Annotated in this window: 2 protein-coding genes; both read right to left on the bottom strand. The window is 38.0% G+C overall.

The genetic code is table 11. The features are described 5' to 3' along the window. The coding region (gene lspA, locus ACFIK8_RS11200) for a signal peptidase II (RefSeq protein ID WP_375669469.1) at positions 1–368 on the bottom strand (368 nt) is incomplete at its 3' end. Positions 369–393: 25 nt separating this feature from the next. Continuing rightward, positions 394–757: TrmH family RNA methyltransferase (locus tag ACFIK8_RS11205; RefSeq protein ID WP_375669470.1), on the bottom strand; the 364-nt coding region annotated here is incomplete at its 5' end.

The raw sequence follows: 757 nt of genomic DNA on the forward strand, positions 1-757 counted from the left end.
ATATAAAAGAGTATATAATCAATGACATAATAGAAACAAATACGGTCAATAAGATTGCCGATTGCACCACCAATGATAAGGGTAAGACCGAAGCGTGATAAAAATTTGTTATATTCAGTGGTTTTCCATAACCATAAAAGAAAAATAAGAATAATGAGTGTGAGGGCAATAAGTCCCCAATGAGAAAAAGAAGAAAAAAACGAAAATGCAATACCAGAATTACGTACATGGTAGAGAGAAAGAAAAGGAAGAAGCGGGATCTCTGTTCCGAGGAGCATATTGTGCATAATCCAGTATTTAACTGTTTGATCAATCCCTACTGTAAGGATTAAACCAAGAAGAAAAAAGGAGAATGACTTGCGTGTCATATTGCAGCCTCGCGTACTTCCAGTGTTATAAATAAGAACGGCGAATTTCATAAAGCATGATAGCGGTTGCTACCGCCAGATTAAGCGAATCAGCACGTCCACTTTGCGGAATACGAGCGAGTTGATCGCAACGTTTCGCAAGAGTATCTGGTAAACCTTGTTTTTCATTTCCCATTAAAAGTATAACGGGACCATTTTTGAAATCAATTTTACGATAATCAATAGATCCTTTGAGATGCGTGCCAACGACCATGCCTTTAAAGTGTGCAGACCAGTTTAAAAAGGCGCTTTCATCAAAACGATAAAGGGGTATGGAGAAAATAGACCCCATGGTTGCACGAACTGTTTCCGGAGAGAAAGGATCTGTTGTTTCGCCAATTAAAATAACA

The sequence above is a fragment of the Bartonella sp. MR168JLCBS genome (assembly GCF_042194175.1).